The following is a 25,646-nucleotide window of genomic DNA, read 5'->3' as shown; positions in this document are numbered from 1 at the left end:
CACTGCCGATCCGCCCCCATGCGGCTCGACCGCGGCGTACGGTCGGGCTGCTACCGGACCGGGCCCGCCAGCGTCTCGATGGGGCCCGGGGCCCATCGGTCGGGCTTGCGGGTGAGGCTCACCAGATCCTCGGGCGGTTCACTCCCGTCCCTGGCGATCGTCACGTACGTCCTGGCCTGCTGCAGGCTCATCCGCGGGGCGTTCTTGCGCAGGTGCTGCATGGCGGCGGCGGTCCCGACGGAGTGCGCGAGGCGCCGGACGTCCGCGGCGAGGGGGTCGGGCGCCCTGATGCCCTTGACCTGCCGGAGGTAGTCCTCCTCCCAGCCGTCACTCCAGTCGGTGCCGGGGACGAAGTGGATGCTGCCGTCCTCCCGGTCGACCAGATAGGGGCCGCCGAGGAGGTTCCCGCGCAGCGCGGGGTCGCGGGCGCCCTGCGCCGAGGTCCAGTAGACGAGCCACCCGACGGACCGCTCCTCGACCGCGTAGACGGCCAGCGCCGGGATCAGCCTCGCCCATGCCCAGGTCGGCCGCTCCCGCTCCAGATAGGACTCGACCAGCTCGACCGCTCGCTCCCGGGAAATCACGCTCCCCATCGTTCACCGCGGGTCAACCGGATTTCGGCGCACCCCGTCGTCGATCGGGTGCCGTCCGGCGTGCGGCGCGGGGAGGGGCCGTACCCAGCCGTTGCCCGTGCCGCCCGGTGCGAACCGGGTCCTCACGGCCTTCAGCCCCGGGTGACCGCGCATCGGGGGAGGACGCCGCGCCGCGCGGGCCGAACCCGCACGAGCTGACCCGCCGGCTTCGGCCGGAGCTGTCCTACGTCTGACCGACCATGGCGGCGGGGCGGACGATGCGGTCGAACTCCTCGGCGCTGATGTAGCCGGAGGCCAGTGCAGCCTCGCGCAGGGTGCTGTCCTCGTCGTTGGCCTTGTGGGCGATCGCCGAGGCCCTGTCGTAGCCGATCACGGGCGAGAGGGCGGTGACCAGCATGAGTGAGCGGTCGACGTAGCTGTCGATCTGCTCCCGGTTGAGCTGGGTGCCCTCGATGCAGAACTCGCGCATCTTGGTGCAGGCGTCGGCGAGGATGGTCGCCGCGTGCAGGAAGTTGCTGATGATGACCGGGCGCATGGCGTTCAGTTCGAAGTTGCCCTGGGAGCCGGCGAAGGCGATGGCCGTGTCCTCTGACAGCACCTGGATGCAGACCATGACCATCGCCTCGCACTGGGTCGGGTTGACCTTGCCGGGCATGATCGAGGAGCCCGGCTCGTTCGCCGGGAGGATGAGTTCGTCGAGGCCGCAGCGAGGTCCGGAGGACAGCCAGCGGATGTCGTTGGCGATCTTCATCAGCGGCACGGCCAAGGCCCGCAGTCCGGCGGAGGCGCCGACCATGGCGTCCAGGCCGCCCTGGGCCGCGAATTTGTTCTGCGCGGTGATGAACGGGTAGCCGGTCGCGGTGGCGATCTCGGCGGCGACCTGCTCGCCGAATCCGGGTGGGGCGTTCAGCCCGGTCCCGACCGCGGTGCCGCCCATGGCGAGTTCGTTCAGGCCCTCGGCGGACCTGGTGACCTGGCCGATGGCTTGTTGCAGCTGGCGGGCGTAGCCGGACCATTCCTGCCCCACGGTGAGGGGGACGGCGTCCTCCAGGTGGGTGCGGCCGATCTTCACCACGTCGTGCCACTGCTGTGCCTTGGTCTCGATGGCTTGTTGCAGCGCCTGCACACTGGGCAGCAGGTGCTCGTGGATCTCCTTGACCGCGGCGATGTGCATGGCGGTGGGGAAGGTGTCGTTGGAGGACTGCCCCAGGTTGACGTGGTCGTTGGGGTGGATCGGGAACTTGCTGCCCAGCTCTCCACCGAGGAGCTGGATGGCACGGTTGCTGATCACCTCGTTGGTGTTCATGTTGGACTGCGTACCGGACCCTGTCTGCCACACGTACAGCGGGAAGTGATCGTCCAGTTTGCCCGCGATGACCTCGTCGGCCACCCGCTGGATCAGGTCGGCCTTCCAGGCCGGCAGCCGCCCGGCGTGCCCGTTGACGCGGGCGGCTGCCTTCTTGACGTAGCCGTAGGCGTGGTAGACCGCTTTGGGCATCCGGTCGTCCCCGATGGAGAAGTGGATCAGGGACCGTTGCGTCTGGGCGCCCCAGTAGCGGTCCGCGGGGACGTCGACGGCGCCCATGGAGTCGGTCTCCCGCCGGGTCCCGGTCGCGTGCAGACCGATGGGGATGTCGAGGATCTTCGGGGCTTCGTCCCGACCAGCCGACCCGGTCCGGTCCACGCCGTGGTGCTCTGTGGTCATGACGTCGCTCCGTCAGCGTAGACCGGCTCCCACATGGCCTCCCGGACGGCCTTTCCGGCGTCGGTCGGCTTGCAGGTGGCCACGCCGTCGTCGAGCGCCGCCTGGACCACCGCGGTCGCGGTGATCGCCGAGGACTCCCGGAGGTTCTTCACGGGAGGCAGCAGGGAGGCGCCCGGCCCCGACGGGTCGACCTGGTCCGCGACCGCCTGCGCGGCCGCGAGCAGCATGGCCGCGGTCACCTGGGACGCGCCGGAGACGATCGTGCCCAGGCCGAGTCCCGGGTAGAGCAGCGCGTTGTTGGCCTGCCCGATCCGGTAGGTCACACCGTCGTGTTCCACGGGCGGGACGGGGATGCCGGTTGCGACGAGCGCCTTGCCCCTGGACCAGGCGATGACGTCGGCGGGCATGGCCTCGATCCGGGAGGTGGGGTTGGAGATCGGGAAGATGACCGGCCGCTCGGTACCCTCGGACATGGCCTCGACGACCTCGCGCGTGAAAGCACCGTGCACGGTGGAAGTGCCCAGCAGGATCGTCGGGTTGACCCGCCGGACCGTTTCCAGGAGCGGGATCGCGCCGTCGTGCCGCCCCCAGTCCGCGACCTCGGCCGGATCGCGGGCGTAGGTCTGCTGGAAGTCGCGCAGGTCGGTCATGTCCCGGGTGAGCAGCCCTTGCCTGTCGATCAGCCACACCTGGGCGGTGGCCCGCTCCGGATCCGCGCCGTCGCGGACCATCGCGTCGCGTAGCTGGTCCGCGATGCCCACCCCGGCGGTCCCGGCGCCGAAGACGACCAGCTTCTGGTCCCGCATCCGCACACCGGTGACCTTGACCGCGGACAGCGCTGCGGCCAGCGTGATGGCTCCGGTGCCCTGCATGTCGTCGTTGAAGATCCGATAGCGGCCGCCGTACTGCTCCAGGATCCGCCGTGCGTTGCTGGGACCGAAGTCCTCGAAGTGCAGGAGAGCACCGGGGAACGCGGACGATGCCGTCTCCAGGTACTTCTCGATGAACGCGTCGTAGTCGGCGCCGCGGACACGGGGGTGTCGGTTGCCCAGATACAGCGGGTCCTCCAGCAACGATGCCCGGTCCGTACCGACATCCAGCGACACGGGAACGACGCGGCGCGGGTCGATGCCGGCGGCCGCCGTGTACACGGCGAGCTTGCCGACCGAGATCAGGACGCCTCCCACGCCCCAGTCACCGATGCCCAGGATCTCCTCCGCGTCGGTGCACACGATCAGGTCGACGTCCCGCGGTCCGAGTTGAAGCGTGGCGAAGGCCCTCTGCATGTCGTCGGGCCGGTCGATGGACAGGAAGATGCCGCGCGGGCGCCGGTACTCGTGGGAGTACTTCTCGATCGCCTCACCCACGACGGGGTCGTAGACGATCGGCAGCAGCTCTTCGAGGTGCTCGGTGAGGAGCTTGAAGTAGAGGGTTTCGTTGCGGTCGTGCAGCTGTTCCAGGTAGACGTTCTTGGCCAGGTCGCTCCCCTGGGCCTGCAACTGCCGGTAGGCACGTTGAGCCTGCCGCTCGAGCGCGAGCACTCCGGAGGGCAGCCGTCCGGTGAGGCCGAGGGCCTCCCGCTCCTGCTGTGTGAAGGCGACGCCGCGGTTGCGCAGCGGATCCACCAGGATGCTGGGGACAGCGGGGGTCCGTGCGTGGCTCTCGGGCATGAGATCCTCCTCCACGGGAATGCCGTCTCATCTCCGACCGGGATGACCGAGGGGGCACGAACGCTCCCGTGCCAAGCCGCTCGCAGGTCGATCCGTCGTGGCGGGGACGAATTCCCTCAGGCCGTCAAGGGCCATCAAGCGGATGTTGGGTTCCGAGCGTCGCCGGACAGTCGGCGTTGCCGCCGCTGCTGGCCGACGGGCCGAAATCGCCGTCGGTAAGCCCGAAGCGCGAACTCGGTCGGCCGGCACGCGCAAACGCAGCCACCGGCTCACGCCCGGCGCAGCGTGAGTTCAGCAGTGTGAAGGTTTGTCAGGACGGCGCGGCGCCGGTTGCCCGACCGCTCGCAGGAGCGCCGCGTGTCGAGACGCCACCGATTTCGCCGCGGCGCCTCATCCGCCATTCTGTCTTCAGGCTAACCACCAGCCGACCGGCCGGCGACTTCAGCCAGGACGATGTCCCTGGTCGTGGTGCAGCCGGTCATGGCGAGGGCGTGCTCCAGGGACGCGTGCTCGCGTGGATACCGCTCCCTGCCGTTCATCGGGCCATCATGCAACTCTCCGAAGTTCAGGAGCGTGGTCAGAAGCCGTCGACTTCGACGACAGCCGCCGCGAAGGCCTTCGGAGCCTCCTGCGGAACGTTGTGCCCTGCCTCCAGGGTCTTGTGCGCGTATGTGCCGACGAACTTCTTGCGATAAGCCGATCCATTTCCCGGAGGCGTAAATGGATCGTGCGCGCCGTCGATGGTGATCGTCGGCACCTGGATGACAGGGGCTGTGGCGAGGAGTTTCTCGAAGGCGTCGTACCGGGGATCACCCTCGGCCAGGCCGAGTCGCCAGCGGTAGTTGTCGATCACGATGTCGACGTAGTCCGGGTTGTCGAACGCGGCGGCCGTGCGATCGAAGGTCGCATCGTCGAAGGTCCAGGTCGGGGAGTTGAACTTCCATACGAGCCTGGCCAGGTCGCGTCGGTACTTCTCAAGGCCGAGCACGCCCCTGTCGGTGGCGAAGTAGTACTGATACCACCACGCCCATTCACTCGTCGGTGGCGTCGGCATCTTGTTGGCCTCGACGTTGACGACCAGATACCCGGTCGTGGAGATCAGCGCCTTGCAGCGCTCCGGCCAGAGGGCCGCTACGATGTCGGCGGTCCGTGATCCCCAGTCATATCCGGCGAGGATGGCCCTGTCGATCCCGAGGGCGTCCATCAGGGCGATGAGGTCGAGGGCAAACGCCGACTGTTGGGCCTTTCTGGGCGTTTCGCCCAAGAGGAACCGCGTGGTGCCGTGGCCGCGCAGATAGGGGACGACCACCCTGTACCCCTTCGCCGCGAGCAGGGGCGTGACCGCGACATAGCTGTGAATGTCGTAGGGCCAGCCGTGCAGGAGTACGACCGGCCGTCCGTCCGCGGGCCCGGCTTCGACGTATCCCACGCTCAGATCGCCGGCATCGATCTGCTTCACCGGGCCAAGGAATCCGCTGGGCCCCGGCCCAGTCGCGGCAGATGCCTCAGGCCTTCCCATTTCGGACCGCGCTTGCGCGTCACCAGTCATGCCGAGTTGGGCCGCCACGGCGGTCGCGGCAGCGGCGCCGAGGAATTTACGACGGCTGTGTGTGATTCTCTCGGGCATTTCCATCGATGAACCTCCTCGCCTGAGGCGACACCGGCGGGCCGCCGATCGCGTGGCACGGTGAACGTGGCACAGTGAATCGGCCGGCAATCGCAATTCGCATGACGTCCGTACCCGGTTTCCGTCATTTCCGTGGGCCCTCGCGCCGGCGCCTCGCCTCTGCCATGCAACACCCGTCAGAGTGACGGCGCAACAGCGGTGAGTGATGCACGGATTGCGGGGGCGGGCAGCATGCGACTGCAAGGGGGGCGACGTTGGTGCGGGCCTCGGGCTCCACCGGGTCGCAGAAGGTCCCCAGCCGCGGGACCGCATCGGTCGGGATGCTCGCGAATCCGCGCGGCTCGAAGAGTCACGGTCCAGCTGCCGGTCCCGACATGCCGCCCCCGGAGCCTCGTGGCCCGGGTGCCGCGAACTGCGGCTTCCAACCGCCGACCGGGACTTCCGGTGGCACCTCCGCGTGTCGGGCGAGTGGGGCCGGATTCGGAGAAACAAGCAAGCGTGATTGCTTTTTTCTCCGGGCGGTGCCACGCTGCTGCCCGGCGGTGCCCGCCCGGGCGCAACCAACTCACCGGCAGGGGAGGCGCATTGGTGCGCGACAGCGCGGTACTGCGGATCGGCAACGCCTCGGGGTTCTACGGGGACCGCTTCGCCGCGGTGCGGGAGATGCTCACCGGCGGGCCGCTGGACGTGCTCACCGGGGACTACCTGGCCGAGCTGACCATGCTGATCCTGGCCCGGGACCGGCTGAAGGATCCGTCGCTCGGCTACGCCCGGACCTTCCTGCGCCAGATGGAGGAGTGCCTCGGGCTGGCCCGCGAGCGCGACGTGAAGGTCGTGGTCAACGCGGGCGGCCTCAACCCGGCCCGGCTCGCCGAGGAGCTGCGCGTGCTGGCCCGGCGGCTCGGCGTCGAGGCGGCCGTCGCCCACGTCGAGGGCGACGACCTGCTTCCGCGCCGGGCCGAACTGGGCCTGCCCGAGGGCCTGCTGGCCGCCAACGCCTACCTCGGCGGGTTCGGCATCGCGGCCTGCCTGGCCGGCGGCGCCGACGTGGTGGTGACCGGCCGGGTGACGGACGCGGCACTGGTCGTCGGCCCCGGGATCGCCCATTTCGGCTGGACCTCGGAGGACCTGGACGCCCTGGCCGGCGCCGTGGTGGCCGGCCACGTCCTGGAGTGCGGCGCCCAGGCGACAGGCGGCAACTACGCCTTCTTCCGCGAGCACGACGTGACCCGCCCCGGCTTCCCGCTCGCCGAACTGCACGCCGACGGCTCCAGCGTGATCACCAAGCACCCGGGCACCGGCGGCGCCGTCACCACCGGCACCGTCACCGCCCAACTCCTGTACGAGACCGGTGGACCGCACTACCTCGGCCCGGACGTCACGGCCCGGCTGGACACCGTACGGCTCACCGAGGAGGGCCCGGACCGGGTCCGGATCGACGGCGTGCGCGGCGAGGCCCCGCCGCCCACCCTGAAGGCGGGCCTCAACCGGCTCGGCGGCCACCTCAACGAGGTGGTGTTCATCCTCACCGGCCTCGACATCGAGGCCAAGGCCGCCCTGGTGCGGCGGCAGTTCGCCGCCGCCCTGCCGCCCGGCGCCCGTCCCGCCGAACTGCGCTGGACACTGGCCCGCACCGACCATCCGGACGCCTCGACCGAGGAGGCCGCCTCCGCCCTGCTCCGGCTGTCCGCCCGCGACCCGGACCCGGCCAAGGTCGGCCGCGAACTCGGCAAGGCCGCCGTCGAGTTGGGGCTGGCCGGGTACCCGGGCTTCCACCTCACCGCCCCACCCGGACCGGGCGCTCCGTACGGGGTGTTCAGCGCCGCACACGTCGATGCGAAGGCCGTCGAGCACACCGCCGTCCTGCCGGACGGCCGCCGGATCGCCGTACCCCCGCCGCCCGTCACCGCCCAGGCCCACCCGGTGGAGGGTGAGCTGCCCGAACCGCTGCCGGCCGGTCCCACCCGGCGGGCCCCGCTCGGCCTGGTGGCCGGCGCCCGCAGCGGGGACAAGGGCGGGGACGCCAACCTCGGCGTCTGGGCCCGCTCCGAGGAGGGCTGGCGCTGGCTGGCGCACGCCCTCACCGTCGAAAGACTGCGCGAACTCCTCCCCGAGACAGCAGAGTTGCCCGTCACCCGGAACCTGCTGCCGAACCTGCGCGCGGTCAACTTCACCCTCACCGGCCTGCTCGGCGAGGGCGTCGCCGCCCGGCACCGCTTCGACCCGCAGGCCAAGGCCCTCGGGGAGTGGCTGCGTGCCCGCCACCTCGACATTCCGGAGGTCCTGTTGTGACCGTCCTGCCCACCCGCGTCGACCCGGCCGGGCCCGAGTACGCCGAGCACCGCGCCGCGATGCTCGCCAAGCTGGCCGACCTGGACGCCGAACACGCCAAGGCCCTGGCCGGAGGCGGCCCCAAGTACCTGGAACGCCACCGGAAGCGCGGCAAGCTGCCGGCCCGCGAACGGATCGAGCTGCTGGTCGACCAGGACTCGCCGTTCCTGGAGCTGTCCCCGCTGGCCGCCTGGGGCAGCGACCACCCGGTCGGCGCCGCGCTGGTCACCGGCATCGGGGTGATCGAGGGCGTCGAGTGCGTGATCACCGCGAACGACCCGACCGTGCGCGGCGGCGCCAGCAACCCCTGGACGCTGCGCAAGGCCCTGCGGGCCAACGAGGTCGCGCTGCGCAACCGCCTCCCGCTGGTGAACCTGGTCGAGTCCGGCGGCGCCGACCTGCCCAGCCAGAAGGAGATCTTCATCCCCGGCGGAGCCCTGTTCCGCGACCTCACCCGGCTCTCCGCCGCCGGAATCCCCACCGTGGCCGTGGTCTTCGGCAACTCGACGGCCGGCGGTGCCTACGTGCCCGGCATGTCCGACCACACCGTACTGGTCAAGGAGCGGGCCAAGGTCTTCCTCGGCGGCCCGCCGCTGGTGAAGATGGCCACCGGCGAGGAGGCCGACGACGAGTCGCTCGGCGGCGCCGAGATGCACGCCCGCACCTCCGGCCTGGCCGACCACGTGGCGACGGACGAGGCGGACGCCCTGCGGATCGCCCGCCGGATCGTCGCCCGGCTCGACCACCGCAAGCCCGGCCCCGACCCGGACCCGCTGGCCGAGCCGCCGAAGCACGACGAGGAGGAGCTGCTGGGCATCGTCCCCGGCGACCTCAAGGTGCCCTTCGACCCGCGCGAGGTGATCGCCCGGATCGTCGACGGCTCCGACTTCGACGAGTTCAAGCCGCTCTACGGCACCAGCCTGGCCACCGGCTGGGCCCGCCTCCACGGCTACCCGGTCGGCATCCTGGCCAACGCGCAGGGCGTGCTGTTCAGCCAGGAGTCCCAGAAGGCCGCCCAGTTCATCCAGCTGGCGAACCAGCGGAACACCCCGCTGCTCTTCCTGCACAACACCACCGGCTACATGGTCGGCAAGGACTACGAGCAGGGCGGCATCATCAAGCACGGCGCGATGATGATCAACGCGGTCGCCAACTCCACCGTCCCGCACCTGTCGGTGCTGATGGGCGCCTCGTACGGGGCCGGCCACTACGGCATGTGCGGCCGCGCCTTCGAGCCGCGCTTCCTGTTCGCCTGGCCGAGCGCCAAGTCCGCGGTGATGGGCCCGCAACAGCTCGCCGGGGTGCTGTCGATCGTCGCCCGGCAGTCCGCCGCGGCGAAGGGACAGCCGTACGACGAGGACGCGGACGCGGCGATCCGCGCGATGGTCGAGCAGCAGATCGAGGCCGAGTCGCTGCCGGTGTTCCTCTCCGGCCGGCTCTACGACGACGGCGTCATCGACCCGCGCGACACCCGCACGGTGCTCGGCCTGTGTCTGTCCGCGATCCACAACGCGCCGGTCGAGGGTGCGCGTGGCTACGGCGTCTTCCGACTGTGAGGGAACGCGTGATGACTTCCAGGACTTCGATCACCAACCTGCTGGTCGCCAACCGGGGCGAGATCGCCCGCCGGGTCTTCCGCACCTGCCGGGAGCTCGGCGTCGCGACCACCGCCGTCCACTCCGATCCGGACGCCGGCGCCCCGCACGTGCGCGAGGCCGACGCGGCCGTCCGGCTGCCCGGTGCCGCGCCCGCCGACACCTACCTGCGCGCCGACCTGATCGTCCGGGCCGCGCTGGCCGCCGGTGCCGACGCCGTCCACCCCGGGTACGGGTTCCTGTCCGAGAGCGCCGACTTCGCGCAGGCGGTGCTGGACGCGGGCCTGGTCTGGGTCGGCCCGCCGCCGGCCGCGATCGCCGCGATGGGCTCCAAGACCGCCGCCAAGCGGCTGATGGCCGAGGCCGGGGTGCCGGTGCTGGGCGCGCTCACCGAGCCCACCGAGGCGGACCTGCCGCTGCTGGTCAAGGCCGCGGCGGGCGGCGGCGGGCGCGGCATGCGCGTCGTCCGGAGCCTGGCGGACCTCCCCGGCGAACTGGCGGCCGCCCGCGCGGAGGCGGCCAAGGCCTTCGGCTCGGACGAGGTGTTCTGCGAGCGCTACCTGCCCGCCGGACGGCACGTCGAGGTCCAGCTGCTGGCCGACGCCCACGGCACCGTCTGGGCGGTCGGCGACCGCGACTGCTCGCTGCAACGGCGGCACCAGAAGGTGATCGAGGAGGCCCCGGCCCCCGGCCTGCCGGCGGAGGTCCGCGCCGAACTGCACGCGGCGGCCCGCGACGCGGCCAGGGCGATCGGCTACACGGGCGCCGGCACCGCCGAGTTCCTGCTCGCCGAGGACGGCCGGTTCTTCTTCCTGGAGATGAACACCCGCCTCCAGGTCGAACACCCGGTCACCGAGGCGGTCACCGGCCTGGACCTGGTGGCGCTGCAACTCGCCGTCGCCGAGGGCGCGCAGTTGCCGGCCGAGCCCCCGGCCCCCCGCGGCCACGCGATCGAGGCCCGGCTCTACGCCGAGGACCCGGCCAAGGACTGGCAGCCCGCCACCGGTACCCTGCACCGGCTCGAACTCACGCTGCCGTACCAGGAGTTCACCGGCACCGGGCTCCGGATGGACTCCGGCGTGGAAGCCGGCAGCGAGATCACCCCGCACTACGACGCGATGCTCGCCAAGGTGATCGCCTGGGCGCCCACCCGCGCCGCCGCCGCCCGTCGGCTCGCCGACGCGCTCGCCCGCGCCCGCATCCACGGTCCGGCCACCAACCGGGAGCTGCTGGTCCGCGCGCTGCGCCACCCGGCCTTCCTGGCCGCGGACCTGCACACCGGCTTCCTGGCCGAGCACACGGCCGAACTCACCGCCCCGGACACCAAGGGCGTCGAACGCGCGGCGCTGGCCGCCGCCCTCGCCGACGCCGCGGGCCGCCGCGGCGCCCTGCCCTCCGGCTGGCGCAACCTGCCCTCCCAGCCGCAGCTCAAGCGCTACCGGGCGGAGGACGGCACCGAGTCGGCGGTCCGTTACCGGCACACCCGCAGCGGCCTGCTGGCCGAGGACCACCCGGAGGTCGAACTCGTCGAGGCGGCGCCGGACCGGGTCGTGCTGTCCGAGGACGGGCTCCGGCGCACCTATCGCGTCGCGCGGTACGGCGACCGGGTGCACGTCGACACCCCGGCCGGCGGCACCGCGCTCACCGCCCTGCCGCGCTTCCCCGACCCCACCGTCCGCACCGACCCCGGGGCGCTGCTCGCCCCGATGCCCGGCACCGTCGTCCGGGTCGTCGCCGCCGTCGGGGACCCCGTCACCGCCGGCCAGCCGCTCCTGGTGCTGGAGGCGATGAAGATGGAGCACCGCGTCGCCGCCCCGGCCGACGGCACCCTCGTCGAACTGCGCGCCACCCCCGGCCGGCAGGTCGAAACCGGCACCCTGCTGGCCGTTGTCCAGCCCACCGAAGCCTGAGGAAGGACCCGAATGTCCAGCATCGGCAGTCAGCTCCTGGAAACCCCCGAACGCCAGACCCTGCGCCGGGCCGTCGGCGACCTCGGCCGCCGCTACGGCTCCGCCTACTACCTCGCCAAGGCCCGGGCCGGCGAGCCCGCCGAGGAACTGTGGGCGGAGGCCGGCAAGGCCGGCTACCTCGGCGTCAACCTGCCCGCCGAGTACGGCGGCGGGGGCGGCGGCATCACCGACCTCGCCATCGTCCTGGAGGAACTCGGCACCGCCGGCTGCCCGCTGCTGCTGCTCATCGTCTCCCCGGCGATCTGCGGCACCGTGATCGCCCGCTACGGCACCGAGGAGCAGAAGCGCCGCTGGCTGCCCGGCCTGGCCGACGGCAGTCGCAAGATGGCCTTCGGCATCACCGAACCGGACGCCGGTTCCAACGCGCACCGGATCTCCACCGTCGCCCGCCGGGACGGCGACGACTGGGTGCTGACCGGCCGCAAGGTCTTCGTCTCCGGCATCGACCACTGTGACGCGGTGCTGTTCGTGGCCCGCACCGAGGACGCTCGCACCGGCAGGCTGAAGCCCTGCCTGTTCGTCGTCCCGCGCGAGACCCCCGGCTTCGAGTACCGGGCGATCCCGATGGAGATCGTCGCCCCGGAGAAGCAGTTCCAGGTCTTCCTGGACGACGTCCGGCTGCCCGCCGACGCCCTGGTCGGCGACGAGAACGCGGGCCTGCTCCAGCTCTTCGCCGGCCTCAACCCCGAGCGCATCCTCACCGCCGCCTTCTCGCTCGGCCTCGCCCGCCAGGCCCTCGGCAAGGCGGTCGAGTACGCGAAGACCCGCACCGTCTGGTCCACCCCGATCGGAGCCCACCAGGGCCTGGCCCACCCGCTCGCCCAGTGCGCGGTGGAGATCGAGCTGGCCCGGCTGATGACCCAGAAGGCCGGACTGCTCTACGACGCGGGCGAGGACCTCGCCGCCGGGGAGGCCGCCAACATGGCCAAGTACGCCGCCGGCGAGGCCGCCGCCCGTACGGTCGACCAGGCGGTGCAGACCCTCGGCGGCAACGGCCTGACCCAGGAGTACGGGCTGGGCGCGCTGCTGGCCGCCACCCGGGTCGGCCGGGTCGCCCCGGTCAGCCGCGAGATGGTGCTCAACTACGTGGCCCAGCACACCCTCGGCCTGCCCAAGTCGTACTGAGTCACCGAGCCGCACTCGGGTGAGTGAACGCCACGGTGCCGTCCTGACATCCGGTGCGGCGGGTCGAGCCTGCCGCCGCAGGTGACCGGCCGCGGCTCGGCGCGGCCGGTGGCACCGTGGACCGGCGCGTCCGGGGAGTCCCGCTTCGGGAACACCCGGACGGAGTCCACGGCGGGCACCGCCGTGCGCCGGGCTTCGCGGTGCTGTCAGGCGCCCTCCGGGACCAACCGCGCCACGCATGCTCCACCCCCCGGTTCCCCACAATGGACGAGCCAGGCCCCTGACTGTCCGTATGCTCCTGAACGCGCCCCGCACCGAATTGCGCACCGGTTTTGTTGCTGCGTCAACTTCCTTACTGGAGGCTCACCTTGGTGTTCCGAAGCGAGTTCCCCGACGTCCCCGTGGTCGACCTGCCGATCCATGAAGCGGTGCTCGGCGCCGCGGCGAGGCACGGCGACCGGCCCGCCCTGATCGACGGCCTCACCGGCGAGACCATCAGCTACGCCCAACTCGCCGCCGCCGTCGAGCGGGTGGCCGCAGGACTGGCCGAGACAGGCGTGCGCCGCGGCGACGTCGTCGCCCTCTTCAGCCCCAACTCGACCGCCTACCCGATGGCCTACTACGGCGCGACCAGGGCCGGCGCCACCGTCACCACGGTCTCCTCCTTCGCCACGCCCGTCGATCTGGCCGGCCAGCTGCGCGACAGCGGCGCCCGCTGGCTGGTCACCGTCTCCTCGTTCCTGCCGACCGCCCGTGCGGCTGCCGAACTGCTCACCGAACAGGGCCGCCCGCTGGCCGAGATCGTCGTCCTGGACGGCGCCGAGGGCCACCGCTCGATCACCGACCTGCTGGCCGCCACCGGTCCCGCCCCCGAGGTCGCCATCGACCCCGGAGAGGACATCGCCGTGCTGCCGTACTCCAGCGGCACCACCGGCCTGCCCAAGGGCGTGATGCTCACCCACCGCTCGATCGCCACCAACCTCGCCCAGTGCGACGCCCTCTACCGCCCCGCCGAGGGCGAACGGGTGCTCGCCGTCCTGCCGTTCTTCCACATCTACGGACTGGCCGCGCTGCTCAACCAGCCGCTGCGCTGCGGCGCCACCGTGGTCGTGCTGCCCCGCTTCGACCTGGAGCAGTTCTGCCGTGCGGTCCAGGAACACCGGGTGCAGGCGCTGGTGGTCGCCCCGCCGATCGCCCTCGCGCTGGCCCGGCACCCGATCGTGGAGCAGTACGACCTCTCCTCCGTCGAGTACCTGCTGTGCGCCGCCGCCCCACTGGACCACGAACTCGCCGACGCATGCGCCCGGCGCCTGGGCCTGCCACACCTGCTCCAGGGCTACGGCATGACCGAGCTCTCCCCGGTCACCCACGTCGTCTCCCCGCGCGAGGGCGACCCGTCGCCCGGCTCGGTCGGCCGGATGGTCCCCTCCACCGAGCTGCGGATCGCCGCCCTGGACGGCTCCGACGGCGACCTCGGGCCCGGCGAGCGAGGCGAGCTGCTGATCCGCGGCCCGCAGGTGATGAAGGGCTACCTCGGCCGCCCCTCCGAGACCGCGGCGGTGGTCGACGCCGAGGGCTGGCTGCACACCGGCGACGTCGGCTTCGTGGACGAACGCGGCTACCTGCACATCGTCGACCGGGTCAAGGAACTGATCAAGTACAAGGGCTACCAGGTGGCCCCCGCGGAGCTGGAGGCCGTCCTGCTCGGCCACCCGCAGATCACCGACGCCGCCGTGATCGGGGTCCCGGACGCCGAGGGAACCGAGTGCCCCAAGGCCTTCGTGGTCCGCGCCCCGGGCAGCGGCCTGACCGCGGAAGAGGTCACCGGGTACGTCGCCGGACACGTCGCCCCGTACAAGAAGGTCCGCGCGGTGGAGTTCGTGGACGCCGTCCCGAAGTCCGCGGCCGGCAAGATCCTCCGCCGTGAACTGCGTGCCCGCGAGGCCGGGCGCGCCGCCGTTCGCTGACCGGCCGGGGCCCACCCCGGCGGCCGAAGACCGGCGCCCGTCTGTGAGGATCTTCCCGTCGCGCCCCGACCGGGACCCGCCGCGCCCCGACCGGAACAGGAACCGCCCGCCGCCATGACCAGCCACCCCTCCGCCCGCACCCCGCAGCAGGACCGCAGCCGAGCGACCAGGGCCCGGCTGCTCGCGGCGGCCGTGGACTGCCTGGCCGAGCTCGGCTGGCACGGCTCCACCGTCGCCGTCGTCGCCGAGCGGGCCGGGGTCTCCCGGGGCGCGGCCCAGCACCACTTCCCGACCCGCGAGGACCTCTTCACCGCGGCCGTCGAACACGTCACCGCCGAGCGGCTGGCAGCCGTCCGCGCCCACGCGGGCGAGCTGCCGGCCGCCGGGCCGGACCGCACCCGGGCCGTGGTCGACATGATCGTGCGCCTCTACACCGGCCCGCTGTTCCGCGCCGCCCTGCACCTGTGGACCGCCGCCGCCACCGAGGAGGCGCTGCGCGAGCGGATCATCGCCCTGGAGGGCCATGTCGGACGGGAGGCCCACCGGGCCGCCGTGGAGTTCCTGGACGCCGACGAGAACCGCCCCGGGGTGCGCGAATCGGTGCAGGCCACGCTGGACCTCGCCCGCGGACTGGGCCTCGCCAACCTGCTCACCGACGACAGCAACCGACGTTCCGGAGTGATCCGGCAGTGGGCGGCCGTTCTGGAGAGTACGCTGCGGCCGGTACGCCCATGACGCCCGTACACCCGGAGCGGCCGGACACCCCCTGACCAAGGGGTCGCCGGGCGGCCGATGTCCGTGCAGTCTGGAGAAGAACCCCGGCCGGCACGGACCGCGAGGCCCACCCGGCCGGGCACGAGCCGAACCGGGGTGCTGCCTGATCATGCACGGACACGAGTGGGACGCGACCGCCGCCGACCCGGCACCGGGCGATTCCGAGGCACGTCCCGAGGGCGCCCGCCCTGAAGGCCACCGGCTCGTCCCCCTCGCGACGGCGCTGCTCCAGGACGACGGACTGATCCTGCACTGGAGCGAGGACGCAGAGGCCCTGCTCGGCTATTCCGCCGAGGAGGCCGTCGGCAGCTACGCCGCCCAGCTGCTCACCGACGAGTCCGACCGCTCCGAGGTGCTCGGCCTCTTCCAGCGGATCATGAGCAGCAGCGGATGGTCCGGCGTCTTCCCGGTGCGCCACCGCGACGGCCACAAGGTCGACCTGGAGTTCCGCACCTACCCGATCGCCGGCCCGGCCGGTACCCTGCTGCTGCTCGCCACCGCCTCCGACACCCGCGCCCTGCACGCCGTCGAGGCCGACCTCGCGGTACTGGACGGCATCTTCGGCCGCTCGCCGATCGGCATGGCCGTCTACGACACCGAGCTGCGCTACATCCGGATCAACGAGGCGCTGGCCCGGATGAACGGGGTGCCGGTCGCCGCCCACCTCGGCCGCCGGATATCCGCGGTGCTGCCCGGCATCAACAGCACCGAGATCGAGCAGATCATGCGCCAGGTGCTGAAGACCGGCAAGCCCGTGGTGGACGCCCGCTCGCACGGCCGGGTCCCCGGCGATCCCAAGCGGGACCGCGCCTGGTCCGCCTCCTACTTCCGGCTGGCGGACTCCACCGGCCGGATCCTCGGGGTCTGTTCCTCGATCATCGACGTCACCGAGCGATTCCAGGCCGAGGCCCGCGCCGTCCGTGCCCAGGAGAGGCTCGCCACCATCGCCGAGGCGACCGCCCGGATCGGCACCACCCTCGACCTCCAGCGCACCGCCGAGGAACTGATCGAGGCCGTCGTCCCGAGGTTCGCCGACTTCGCCACCGTCGACCTGCTGGAGCCGGTGCTGCGCGGCGCCGAGCCCACCGTGATCCCCTCCGACCGGAACGTCACGCTGCGCGCCGTCGCCGTCGGTGAGTCCTACGAGACCGGCCTCGCGCACGCCGTGGACGTGGTCGGCGAGGCCTCCGAGTACACCCCGGACCGCAGCTACACCCAGTGCCTGCGCAGCGGGAAGCCGCTGCTGCGCGCCCACGTGGACGAGGACGTGCTGCGCGGACTGGTCTCCAGCGAGGACCGGGTGGCCCCCGGGATGGCGGCGGGCATCCACTCGTACCTGATGGTGCCGATCACCGCCCGGGGCATGGTGCTCGGCGGCTCGGAGTTCATCCGGATGCGCAACCCCGAGCCGTTCACCGCCGCCGATGTCGCCCTCGCCGAGGAACTGGTCGCCCGCACCGCGCTGGCGCTCGACAACGCCCGGCTCTACCGCCGCGAGCGGGAGACCGCGCTCACCCTCCAGCGCAGCCTGCTGCCGCAGGAGGTGCACCGCACCCTCGGCCTGGAGATCGCCTACCGCTACCTGCCCAGCAGCGTCGTCAGCGAGGTCGGCGGCGACTGGTTCGACGTGGTGCCGCTGTCCTGCGGGCGGGTCGCCCTGGTGGTCGGCGACGTGATGGGCCACGGCATCCGGGCCGCCGCCACGATGGGCCAGCTGCGCACCGTCGCCCGGACCCTCGCCACCCTCGACATGCCGCCCGAGCAGGTCCTCACCCGACTGGACGAGACCGCCTCCGGTATCGGCGAGGGCCAGTTCGCCACCTGCATCTGCGCGGTGTACGACCCGCTGGAGCGCACCGTCCAGGTCGCCTCGGCCGGGCACCTGCCGCCGATCCGGGTCGCCCCCGACGGCACCGCCGCCAGGGTGGAGGTGCCGCCCGGGGTGCCGCTGGGCGTCGGCGGGGTGGCCTTCGAGTCGATCGAGTTCACCATCCCCGAGGGCGGCATGGTCGCGCTCTACACCGACGGCCTGGTCGAGCGGCGCGGCCAGGACCTGGACGCCGGGATCGACCTGCTCGCCCGCACCCTGGCCGGCCCCGGCCGGACCCTGGAGGAGAGCTGCGACGCCGTCCTCGGGGCGCTGGTCACCGACGGCACCGAGGACGACATCGCGATGATCATGGCCCGGGTGCTGCCGCTGCCCGCCGACCGGATCGCCACCCTGCCGCTGTCCGGCGGAGGACGACTGCCCGGCAGAGCCCGCCGCTTCACCCGCGCCACCCTGGAGGCCTGGGGCCTGTCGGCGCTCACCGACTACGCGGAGCTGCTGGTCAGCGAGCTGGTCACGAACGCCCTGCTGCACGCGGAGGCGCCGCGCCGGCTGCGGCTGTTCCGCGACCGGGTGCTCACCGTGGAGGTCTCCGACGCCGGCGGCCAGACCCCGCAGCTGCGCCCGTTCGCCGAGCAGGACGAGGGCGGGCGCGGCATGTTCCTGGTCAGCGAGCTGGCCCAGCGCTGGGGCACCCGGCTCACCCGGGACGGCAAGGTGGTCTGGGCCGAGCTGGAGCTGCCCTTCGGGGCCGCCTAGAGAACGATCGTTCCGCACACGAGAACGGCCGTTCCCGCTGGGGGAACGGCCGTTCTCGTGCGCCCTTACGCGTCGACCTTCGGCTGCGCGGTCGGCGCGTCGACCACACCGTCCGCCACGGCCGCCGGCCCGGCCTTCGGGTCGGACAGCCCTCGCAGCAGCCACCAGGCCATCACGGCCGCACCGACCAGCAGGACGGCGGCCAGCAGTCCGGCGTTGTTCATGCCGTCGACGAAGGCCTCCCGGGCGCTCGCCAGCAAGGGGCGGCCGAGCCCCGGCGGCAGGCCCTGCGCCGTCTCGACGGCCGCGCCCAGGGATTCGCCGGCCCGGGCGGCGGCCGCCGGGTCGGTCCCGGCCGGGACGGAGAGCCCGCTCGCGTAGATCGAGCCGACCACCGATCCCACCAGCGCGATGCCGAGCGCGGTGCCCAGCTCGTACGCCGTCTCCGAGACCGCCGAGGCGGCGCCGGCCTTGTCGGCGGGCGCGGCGCTCAGCACCAGGTCCGCGCCGAGCGTGTAGACCACGCCCTCGGCCGTCCCGACCAGCAGGAAGGAGGCGGCCAGCAGCAGGTAGGCGGTGTCCTGCGCCAGCCAGCCGAGCACGCCCACGCCCAGACCCATCGCCAGCAGACAGGCCGTCAGCGCCTTGCGGGCGCCGAAGCGCCGGGCGATCAGGGCGGTCAGCAGGCCGCCGACCACCGAGCCCGCGAAGGCCGGCAGCTCCGCCAGACCCGCCTGGAGCGGCTGGTAGCCGCGGACCAGCTGGAGGTACTGCGAGACCACGAAGATCACGCCGGAGAGCCCGACCAGGGAGATCAGCGAGGCCGAGACGGCCGCCGTGAACCGCCGGTCGCGGAACAGCCGGACGTCGAGCAGCGGGGTCTCCAGCCGCAGCTGACGGCGGACGAAGACGAACAGCGCCGCGGCGCCCAGCACGAAGGCGGTCGGCACGTCCCAGCGGTCCAGGCCGTGCGCGGCGGCCTCCTTGACCGCGTACACCACGCCGATCACGCCGGCCATCGACAGCAGCACGCTCAGCACGTCCCAGTGGCCCGGCTTCGGGTCCTTGGACTCCGGCAGCAGCCAGGCGCCGGACACCAGCAGCAGGATCAGCACCGGGATGTTCAGCAGGAACACCGAACCCCACCAGAAGTGCTCCAGCAGTACCCCGCCGACCACCGGTCCGAGGGCGGCGCCGGCGGTGGCGGCCGCGCCCCAGATGCCGATCGCGGTGGCCCGCTCCCGGTCGTCCGGGAAGAGACTGCGGATCAGCGACAGCGTGGAGGGCATGATCGTCGCCCCGGCCACGCCGAGCAGTGCGCGGGCCAGGATCAGCCAGCCGGGGCTCGGAGCGTAGGCGGCCAGCAGGGAGGCGGCGCCGAAGGCGGCGGACCCGGCCAGCAGCAGCTTCTTGCGGCCGATCCGGTCGCTCAGGGCGCCCATGCTGACCAGCAGGCCGGCCAGCACGAAGGAGTAGGAGTCGCCGATCCAGAGCAGCTGGGTGCCGCTGGGGCGCAGCGTCTCGCTGATCGACGGGATGGCGAGGGAGAGGACGGTCGCGTCCAGGGCGACCACGGTCACGGCCAGGACGAGGACGGCGAGGCCGGTCCAGCGCTGGCGGGCGGTCAGGATGTTCATGGTTTATCGGTGTCCGGCCTGTGGTCGGAGGTGCTGTGGGCAGGGGGAGCGGGCGTGTGGGTGTCCGCTCTGCGCAGCGCGCCGCCGAGGAACAGCTCGGCGAGCGAGAAGGCGGCGTCGCGCGGGGCGAGCCGACCGTCCTGGATGGACCAGCCGACGCCGGCCACCAGGTCGAAGAAGGCCTCGCTCAGCCAGGCGGCGCTCAGCTCGATGCGGAACACGCCCTGCTGCTGGCCGCGCAGGAAGAGCGCGTGCAGCCGGGCGATCTGGACCTCCCAGAGGTCGTTGATGTCGTCGTGCTCGTAGAGCTGGTTCTCGCCGGCCAGGAAGGCGCAGAGCATGGCGTCCGGGACGGAGGCGTCCACCAGGCGACGCAGCGCGGCCTCGGCGTCGCCCCGTTCGACCTCGGCGGTGTCCAATGCGGCGGCGAACCGGCGCAGCCCGAGCAGGCCGACCTCGCGGATCAGGGCATCGCGCCCAGGGAAGAGCCGGTGCAGCGTGGCGCGGCTGATGCCGGCGGCGCGCGCGATCTCGTCCAGGTGGGCGGTCGGACGGCGGGAGAGCACGCCGACGGCGGCTTCCAGGACGGTGTCGCGATCGGTGGCCATGGATCGAGCTTAGTCCATGTGAGACATCAATGTCTCATTCTTATGTTTGAGCTCTCAAATGATGCGCAGGCTCTCAGGGGCCGGGCAGCAAAAAACCGGGGACGGTGGGTGTACCGTCCCCGGTCCCCGGGGCGCCGCGCTCCCGGCCGCTGCGGGGCAGCGGCGGCGGCTCAGCTCTGGTTGTAGAAGCCGGTGTCGTCCATCGGGCGGTCGATCACCATGACCTCGACGTCGGCCGGGGTGAGCAGGAAGACCCTCCGGGCGATCCGCTCGATGCCGCCCCGGGTGCCGAAGATCAGCCCGGAGGCGAAGTCGACCATGCGCTTGGCCTCGGCCTCCTCCATCTCGGTGAGGTCCATGACCACCGGGATGCTCGCCCGGATGTGCTCACCGACCGTCCGGGCCGCCTCGAAGCCCGTCGGCCGCAGGGAGACGATCTTCGTGGGCGCGGGGGCGGCCGGAGCCGTCTCCTGCTCGACCCACTCGTCGTCGTACACCGCGGCCGGGTAGTTCCCCGAGGGCATCAGCCACCCGTTGTGGTGCTCGTCGCGAAGTGCTCCCATGCCGCGCCTCCCTGCCTCGTCCCGTCCTGGTCCCCCGGGGGCGCGTGCCGTTCTTGACACGTCATCCACTCGTCGGAACTGTCCGAGTATCGCACTGTTCACCGGTCCCGTGCCCGCTCGCAACCCCCGTACGAGTCGTGCCGCGCCGGAAACCCGGGCGAACCCGGGCACTCCCACTGACGCGGCGCAGCGCCGTACGGTTGCGCGCGTTGACCTTATCGGTCGCGGTCACACCGTAATTGACCTTCTGTCAACAATGCGGAAACGATTTCACCCGCCGCGTCACTCGCCGGTCGAGCCGTCGACCGATTCGCGCAGAAGATCCGCGTGGCCGTTGTGTCGCGCGTACTCCTCGATCATGTGGGTGAGGATCCAGCGCAGCGTCACCGGCTCGCCGCGGCGCAGCTTCTTGCCGACGGTGTCCAGCGGCAGGCCGGCGGCGGCGCGACGGGCGGCCTCGACCTCGGCGTGCCAGGTGGCGAAGTCGGCCGCGACGTCGGCGGTGTCGATGTCGTCGAAGTCGCCGTCCTCGTTCTCCTTGGTCCAGAAGTGCCCGACGGTGATCTCCTGGCCGAGCAGGACGGACTGGAACCAGTACTGCTCCACCTCGGCCATGTGCCGGACCAGGCCCAGCAGTGAGAGGTTTGACGGCGGGACGGACCGCAGTCGCAGCTGGTCGTCGGTCAGGCCCTCGCACTTGAGCGCGAGCGTACCGCGGTGGTAGTCGAGGAAGGCGGTCAGGGTGACGGCCTCGTCGGCCGTCATCGGCGGGTCCACCCGCGGGTTCGGTTCGGTCATGCGCGCCATCCTGGCGTCCGGCGGCGAACCGGCGCGAACGATTTTGCTCCGGGGTCCGTGGAGCGGTTCAGCCGGCCGTCGCCCGGCGGCGGGTCCGGGCCGTCCGCCAGAGGCCCACCACGCTGCCCAGCACCAGCAGCGCGATCACCCCCGCCGACAGCAGGAAGGCCGCCGAGCCCGGTCGGCCGGCGCTGGCCGCCGCCGTGACGTACACCGCGGTGGTCGGCACCACGCCGATCGCGGTGGCCAGGACGAAGGGCAGGAAGCGGACCCCGGAGAAGGCCGCGCCGTAGTTGGCCGCCTGGAACGGCATGCCGGGCAGCAGCCGCAGCACCAGCACACTGCGGAAGCCCTGCTCGGTGAACCGCCGGTCCAGCGCCCCGAGCACCTTCCCGCGCAGGTGCGGGCGCAGCGCCTCGCGGCCGAGGCCCCGGCCGAGCACGAAGGCCAGGGCCGCGCCCAGCGTGGTGCCGAGCACCGCCAGCAGCACGCCCTGCTGGATGCCGAGCAGCAGCCCGGCCGCCGCGTTCAGCGCCGGCCGGGGCACGAAGGCGAGCGTCCCCACCGCGTAGACCAGGGCGAACAGCGGGCCGAACCAGTACCCGGGCATCCGGTCCGCCAGCCCGCCGGACAGCAGCTCCGTCGGGCTCCACAGCAGCAGCGACCCGGCCGCTGCCGCGAGCACCGCCACCAGCAGCGCGAACCGCCACCACGGAGAGCGTGGCGCGACGGCAGACGTCTGCGGCACGGCGGGCGGCACGGGAGCGGCATCGGGCTCGAACACCGCCCGAGCCTAACCGGTGCCCAGGCCCCGCCCATTCCCCGGGCCTGGTCGGGGAGCGGGCGGGGGAGCCGGGGTCGACGGGCATCGGGTCGGCCTCCGGGAGCGGGGTTCACCTCGGTCGGGCGAGGAATCCCAGCAGGCGTTGCCACGAGTCCCGGGCCGCGTCGGCGTGGTCGACCGCGGCGAGCTCGAAGAAGTTGTGCGGTGCGCCCGGATAGCCGACGAACTCGTGGGGGCAGTCGGCCGCGGTGAGTGCCGCGTCGAAGGCCGCGACGGTGTCGGCCGGGATGTGCTCGTCGGCGCCGCCCCAGAAGGCGAGGATCGGGGCGGTCAGCTCCCCGGCCAGCTGGGTGGGCCCCGGGGCGCCGTTGATGGCGTCGGGGTAGCCGTAGTAGCCGACCGCGCCGGCCAGGCCGAAGCGCGGTGCGGCGGTGCGGAAGGCCTGCCGGCCGCCGAAGCAGAAGCCGAGCGCGACCACCTCGTCGGGCCCGTCGGTACGCAGCCGTTCCAGTGCGGCGGTGATGTCGGCGTCCAGGCCCTCGGGGGTCAGCGCGAGGAGGTGGGGAAGCAGGTTCGGCAGTTCGCCGAATTCCGCCGGGCGCTTTTCCGGGGAGGCTCCGGCGGTGCGGCCGTAATAGTCGAGGACGAGGGCCGGGTGGCCCTGTTCGGCGAGCCGGGCGGCGGTCTGCCGGTAGAACGGGGACAGGCCCTTGTTGTCCGGCAGGAGGAGCACGCCCGGTCCGGTGGCGACCTCCGGGCGAGCCAGGAAGGCGCCGAACCGAGTGCCGTCGGCCGAGGTCAGGGTGAGGGGGGAGGCCTCGGCCAGCGGCCACAGGGCGGGGCTGAAGGCGGGTGGGGCGGCGTCCGGGTCGTAGCACACGGGGAATCCCTCTCGCGGAGCGCGAAAACCGCCGGGCGCGGTCGCGCCCGGCGGTTCGAGACTTTAGCGAGAAATTCCCTCAGGAATTCAGCATCATATCGTGGAGAGATCTTTTCCGGAAGGCTTTTCCGGTGACGTTGTGGTCACGTTTTCGCCGCCGGAATTCCGTTCGGTCAGCCGCAGCGCCCCGGCGCTCAGCAGCAGGGCGAAGGCGAGTGCGGTGACCAGTCCGAAGGAGACGGTCAGCGAGGTGGCCTGGGCGAGGGCGCCGATGACCGCGGGGGCGATCAGTCCGGAGGTGTAGGTGACGGTGGCGACGCCCGCGATGGCCTGGCTGGGGTTGGTGCCGATCCGGCCCGCCGCGGCGAAGGCGAGCGGGACGATCACCGCGATGCCGACGCCGATGAGGGCGAATCCGGGGATGGCCTGCGCCGGGCTGTCGGCGGCGACCACCAGCAGGCCGCCGACGGTGGCGACGGCGCCGCCGACGCGGGTGGTGCGGACGGCGCCGAGGCGGCGGATCGCCGCGTCCCCGGCGAGCCGGCTGACCGCCATGGTGAGCGAGAAGGCGGTGTACGAGGCGGCGGCGACGGTGGCCGAGGCGCCGGTGACGTCCCGCAGGTAGACGCCGCTCCAGTCCATCGAGGCGCCCTCGGCGAAGACCGCGCAGAAGCCGACCAGCCCGATCACCAGCGAGCTGCGCGGCGGCAGTGCGAACCGTGGCGGCTCCTCCGCGCCCTCGTGTGCCCGGATGTCGGGCAGTCCGCGGCAGACGGGCTGGGCGAGCGCGAGCAGGACGAGCGCGGTGACGGCCAGCTGGAGCCGGGCGTCGAGGTCCAGGTGGGCGGCGAGGATGCCGAAGGCGGAGGCCAGCAGGCCGCCCGCGCTCCACATCCCGTGCAGGCCGGACATGATCGAGCGGCCGAGCCGCTCCTCGATCTCCACGCCCTGGGCGTTCATCGCGACGTCCGCCATCCCGGCCGTGGCGCCGTACACCAGCAGTGCCGCGCACAGCACCGGCAGCGAGGGGGCGAGCGCGGGCAGCGCGAGGGCCAGGCACCAGAGCGAGATCAGCCCGCGCACCGCGGCCCGGCCGCCGTAGCGGTGCACGAAGCGGCCGGCCAGCGGCATGGTGAGGGAGGAGCCGATGGCGGGCATGACCAGGGCCAGGCCGAGCTGGCCGGCGGAGAGGTGGAGGCGGTCCTGGATCCACGGGATGCGGGTGACGAAGCTGCCGCTGACGGCCCCGTGCACGCAGAAGACCAGGGCGATGCTCGCCCGGGCCCGGCGCGGTGCGGTCAGCGGCTGCGGCGGTGGTGGTGCGGTGGTTCCGCTCATGGGGTGTTCCCTCCCGGTCGCGCGGTGGGCGCGACGTGCCCTGTGGGTGGCCCTGTCGGCAGTCAAGCAGCAGGTGGTGCGTCCGGCCCGCGCGGCGGGGACGGCCGTCCGACGGACGGGCCGACCGGCTGGCTGTCCGGACGGTTCGATAAATTATCAGGAAGGGACCCTGATAGAAACACTCTGGAAGGATGAGCTGCCATGACCACCGCGCGTACGGCCACGCCGAGCACCGCCCGGGCGATCAACGACCGGCTGGCGCTCAACCTCCTGCTCGAACAGGGCCCCCTGACCGCGACCGAGCTGCGCGACCTCACCGGCCTGTCCCGGCCGACCGTCGCCGACCTGCTCGAACGCCTCCAGCGCACCGGCCTGGTGGCCGTCGTCGGCGAGCGCGGCGAACAGCGGCGCGGCCCCAACGCCCGGCTCTACGCACTGGTCGCCTCCCGGGCCCACCTCGCCGCCTTCGACGTCCGCTCCGGCGGCGTCAGCCTGGTCGTCGCCGACCTGGCCGGGCGCAGCCTCGCCGTCGCCGAGGTCCCGGTCGAGGGCGACGGCGGGCCGGACACCGCCGGGGCGATCGTGGCCACCCTGCTGGAGGCCGCGCGCGGCGCCGGCGTCGAGCGGCTGCACACCGTCGCGGTCGGCGCCCCCGGGCTGGTCGACCCGGCCACCGGGAGGCTGCAGAGCACCGGCAAGCTCCCCGGCTGGCACGCCGAACTCCTCGCCGCGCTGCGGCAGCTGCCCGGCACCGAGGTGATCCTGGAGAACGAGGTCAACCTGGCCGGGCGGGCCGAGTACCGGGTCGGCGCCGCGCGCGACCGCGACACCTTCGTGCTGCTCTGGCTGGGCCACAGCGTCGGCGCCGCCGTGATCCTGGACGGGCGGCTGCGTCGGGGCTTCTCCGGCGGCACCGGCGAGATCTGCTTCCTGCCCGTCCCCGGCACCGTCGGCCTGCCCAGTGCCGACAGCTGCGAGGGCGGCTTCCACGGCCTGGTCGGCAGCGCCGCGATCTGCGCGCTGGCCCGCGTCCACGGGCTGCCTGCCGACCCGGCGGGGCACGCCGCCGCCGCCGAGGCCGCCGTACGGGCCGC

General features: G+C 72.7%; 20 protein-coding genes. 8 read left to right on the top strand and 12 right to left on the bottom strand.

From position 1 onward, the window contains the following. Positions 1-50: 50 nt before the first annotated feature. The 5 genes from KS423_RS06300 to KS423_RS06285 form a co-directional block, all read right to left on the bottom strand. Positions 51-584 (bottom strand): YrhB domain-containing protein, encoded by a 534-nt coding sequence (locus tag KS423_RS06300; protein WP_224275886.1) that lies wholly within the window; start codon positions 582-584, stop codon positions 51-53. 232 nt (positions 585-816) lie between these two features. Next, positions 817-2,298 (bottom strand): class II fumarate hydratase, encoded by a 1,482-nt coding sequence (fumC, locus tag KS423_RS06295; protein ID WP_224275885.1) that lies wholly within the window; start codon positions 2,296-2,298, stop codon positions 817-819. Then, positions 2,295-3,968: an NAD-dependent malic enzyme gene (locus KS423_RS06290; protein WP_224275884.1), complete on the bottom strand. Its 1,674-nt coding sequence runs from the start codon at positions 3,966-3,968 to the stop codon at positions 2,295-2,297. Before KS423_RS06290 ends, fumC begins: the two co-directional genes overlap by 4 nt. 413 nt (positions 3,969-4,381) lie before the next feature. Continuing rightward, entirely contained in the window at positions 4,382-4,507 is a 126-nt protein-coding gene (locus KS423_RS47220; RefSeq protein WP_263454544.1) for a hypothetical protein, read from the bottom strand. A gap of 38 nt (positions 4,508-4,545) precedes the next feature. Continuing rightward, a complete protein-coding gene (locus KS423_RS06285) occupies positions 4,546-5,601 on the bottom strand; it encodes an alpha/beta fold hydrolase (protein ID WP_224275883.1) in 1,056 nt (351 codons plus the stop codon). A 582-nt stretch (positions 5,602-6,183) separates the two neighbouring features. Here KS423_RS06285 and KS423_RS06280 point away from each other — a divergent pair. From KS423_RS06280 to KS423_RS06250, 7 genes are all read left to right on the top strand, one after another. Continuing rightward, positions 6,184-7,887, top strand: a complete 1,704-nt coding sequence (locus KS423_RS06280) for an acyclic terpene utilization AtuA family protein (protein WP_224275882.1) — start codon at positions 6,184-6,186, stop codon at positions 7,885-7,887. After that, the gene (locus KS423_RS06275) at positions 7,884-9,482 is read left to right on the top strand and encodes an acyl-CoA carboxylase subunit beta (RefSeq protein ID WP_224275881.1); all 1,599 of its coding nucleotides are present in this window, start codon (positions 7,884-7,886) and stop codon (positions 9,480-9,482) included. The genes KS423_RS06280 and KS423_RS06275 overlap by 4 nt, the downstream gene beginning before the upstream one ends. Positions 9,483-9,493: 11 nt before the next feature. Then, the gene (locus KS423_RS06270; protein WP_224275880.1) at positions 9,494-11,431 is read left to right on the top strand and encodes a biotin carboxylase N-terminal domain-containing protein; all 1,938 of its coding nucleotides are present in this window, start codon (positions 9,494-9,496) and stop codon (positions 11,429-11,431) included. Between the two features lie 12 nt (positions 11,432-11,443). Further along, a complete protein-coding gene (locus tag KS423_RS06265) occupies positions 11,444-12,616 on the top strand; it encodes an acyl-CoA dehydrogenase family protein (RefSeq protein ID WP_224275879.1) in 1,173 nt (390 codons plus the stop codon). Between the two features lie 368 nt (positions 12,617-12,984). Next, positions 12,985-14,583, top strand: coding sequence for a 4-coumarate--CoA ligase family protein (locus KS423_RS06260; RefSeq protein WP_224275878.1), 1,599 nt, complete (start codon positions 12,985-12,987; stop codon positions 14,581-14,583). A 114-nt stretch (positions 14,584-14,697) separates the two neighbouring features. After that, positions 14,698-15,318 (top strand): TetR/AcrR family transcriptional regulator, encoded by a 621-nt coding sequence (locus KS423_RS06255; RefSeq protein ID WP_224275877.1) that lies wholly within the window; start codon positions 14,698-14,700, stop codon positions 15,316-15,318. 148 nt (positions 15,319-15,466) lie between these two features. Next, positions 15,467-17,944, top strand: coding sequence for a SpoIIE family protein phosphatase (locus KS423_RS06250; protein WP_224275876.1), 2,478 nt, complete (start codon positions 15,467-15,469; stop codon positions 17,942-17,944). Positions 17,945-18,009: 65 nt separating this feature from the next. On the opposite strand, the gene KS423_RS06245 is transcribed toward KS423_RS06250, so the two are convergent. The 7 genes from KS423_RS06245 to KS423_RS06215 form a co-directional block, all read right to left on the bottom strand. Next, positions 18,010-19,581, bottom strand: coding sequence for an MFS transporter (locus tag KS423_RS06245; protein WP_224275868.1), 1,572 nt, complete (start codon positions 19,579-19,581; stop codon positions 18,010-18,012). Continuing rightward, on the bottom strand, positions 19,578-20,189 hold the full coding sequence (locus tag KS423_RS06240) for a TetR/AcrR family transcriptional regulator (protein ID WP_224275866.1): 612 nt from the start codon (positions 20,187-20,189) through the stop codon (positions 19,578-19,580). Before KS423_RS06240 ends, KS423_RS06245 begins: the two co-directional genes overlap by 4 nt. A gap of 170 nt (positions 20,190-20,359) precedes the next feature. Continuing rightward, positions 20,360-20,752 carry a cell division protein SepF gene (locus KS423_RS06235; RefSeq protein ID WP_224275864.1) on the bottom strand — a complete coding sequence of 131 codons (393 nt, stop codon included), beginning with the start codon at positions 20,750-20,752 and terminating at the stop codon, positions 20,360-20,362. 282 nt (positions 20,753-21,034) lie between these two features. After that, the gene (locus KS423_RS06230; protein ID WP_224275862.1) at positions 21,035-21,550 is read right to left on the bottom strand and encodes a DinB family protein; all 516 of its coding nucleotides are present in this window, start codon (positions 21,548-21,550) and stop codon (positions 21,035-21,037) included. A gap of 67 nt (positions 21,551-21,617) precedes the next feature. Then, positions 21,618-22,334 carry a TVP38/TMEM64 family protein gene (locus KS423_RS06225; RefSeq protein WP_224275860.1) on the bottom strand — a complete coding sequence of 239 codons (717 nt, stop codon included), beginning with the start codon at positions 22,332-22,334 and terminating at the stop codon, positions 21,618-21,620. 109 nt (positions 22,335-22,443) lie between these two features. Further along, the gene (locus KS423_RS06220) at positions 22,444-23,214 is read right to left on the bottom strand and encodes a dienelactone hydrolase family protein (protein ID WP_224275858.1); all 771 of its coding nucleotides are present in this window, start codon (positions 23,212-23,214) and stop codon (positions 22,444-22,446) included. A 93-nt stretch (positions 23,215-23,307) separates the two neighbouring features. Beyond that, the gene (locus KS423_RS06215; protein ID WP_224275856.1) at positions 23,308-24,552 is read right to left on the bottom strand and encodes an MFS transporter; all 1,245 of its coding nucleotides are present in this window, start codon (positions 24,550-24,552) and stop codon (positions 23,308-23,310) included. 201 nt (positions 24,553-24,753) lie between these two features. On the opposite strand from KS423_RS06215, the gene KS423_RS06210 reads away from it, so the two are divergent. Next, the coding region (locus KS423_RS06210) for an ROK family transcriptional regulator (protein WP_224275854.1) at positions 24,754-25,646 on the top strand (893 nt) is incomplete at its 3' end.

Source organism: Streptomyces sp. LS1784, assembly GCF_020103755.1.
Taxonomy (GTDB): domain Bacteria; phylum Actinomycetota; class Actinomycetes; order Streptomycetales; family Streptomycetaceae; genus Kitasatospora.
The sequence above is the reverse complement of the archived record's forward strand: the minus strand, read 5'-3'. Positions and strand labels throughout refer to the sequence as shown.

Bases quoted from the DNA above. Each gene is read 5' to 3' on its own strand.
- fumC (WP_224275885.1), bottom strand. From the start codon at position 2,298: ATGACCACAGAGCACCACGGCGTGGACCGGACCGGGTCGGCTGGTCGG.
- KS423_RS06290 (WP_224275884.1), bottom strand. From the start codon at position 3,968: ATGCCCGAGAGCCACGCACGGACCCCCGCTGTCCCCAGCATCCTGGTG.
- KS423_RS47220 (WP_263454544.1), bottom strand. From the start codon at position 4,507: ATGAACGGCAGGGAGCGGTATCCACGCGAGCACGCGTCCCTGGAGCAC.
- KS423_RS06285 (WP_224275883.1), bottom strand. From the start codon at position 5,601: ATGGAAATGCCCGAGAGAATCACACACAGCCGTCGTAAATTCCTCGGC.
- KS423_RS06270 (WP_224275880.1), top strand. From the start codon at position 9,494: ATGACTTCCAGGACTTCGATCACCAACCTGCTGGTCGCCAACCGGGGC.
- KS423_RS06265 (WP_224275879.1), top strand. From the start codon at position 11,444: ATGTCCAGCATCGGCAGTCAGCTCCTGGAAACCCCCGAACGCCAGACC.
- KS423_RS06255 (WP_224275877.1), top strand. From the start codon at position 14,698: ATGACCAGCCACCCCTCCGCCCGCACCCCGCAGCAGGACCGCAGCCGA.
- KS423_RS06250 (WP_224275876.1), top strand. From the start codon at position 15,467: ATGCACGGACACGAGTGGGACGCGACCGCCGCCGACCCGGCACCGGGC.
- KS423_RS06245 (WP_224275868.1), bottom strand. From the start codon at position 19,581: ATGAACATCCTGACCGCCCGCCAGCGCTGGACCGGCCTCGCCGTCCTC.
- KS423_RS06240 (WP_224275866.1), bottom strand. From the start codon at position 20,189: ATGGCCACCGATCGCGACACCGTCCTGGAAGCCGCCGTCGGCGTGCTC.
- KS423_RS06235 (WP_224275864.1), bottom strand. From the start codon at position 20,752: ATGGGAGCACTTCGCGACGAGCACCACAACGGGTGGCTGATGCCCTCG.
- KS423_RS06230 (WP_224275862.1), bottom strand. From the start codon at position 21,550: ATGACCGAACCGAACCCGCGGGTGGACCCGCCGATGACGGCCGACGAG.
- KS423_RS06215 (WP_224275856.1), bottom strand. From the start codon at position 24,552: ATGAGCGGAACCACCGCACCACCACCGCCGCAGCCGCTGACCGCACCG.